1 protein-coding gene is annotated in these 239 nt (G+C 69.5%); it reads right to left on the reverse strand.

What is annotated here, in order from left to right; genetic code table 11:
- Positions 1-202, reverse strand: a 202-nt coding sequence (locus FXF52_RS41400) for a hypothetical protein (RefSeq protein ID WP_222870981.1), incomplete at its 3' end; no start/stop codon positions are given.
- Positions 203-239: the final 37 nt, after the last annotated feature.

Below are 239 nucleotides of genomic sequence, written 5' to 3' on the forward strand. Positions count from 1 at the left end.
GCGACGACCGCATCCCCGCCGCGTCGATCTGGTAGTGCACCTCGACTCGACCGCCGCGCAGGATCAGCCGCAGCGTCCCGGTCGGGGCGACGGTCGTGGACAGCGGGATTCGGACCATCCGCCGGGGTTCGAGACCGGGAACCGCCAGCCACAACCGGCCGCGCCCATCAACGATCGTGTTGTAGTTGTCGGCGCGCACCACGATCTGATCGTGCGTGCGGTTGCGGCCACGCTTCCAC

This window comes from Micromonospora sp. MP36, assembly GCF_008119785.1.
Classification (GTDB): Bacteria; Actinomycetota; Actinomycetes; order Mycobacteriales; family Micromonosporaceae; genus Micromonospora.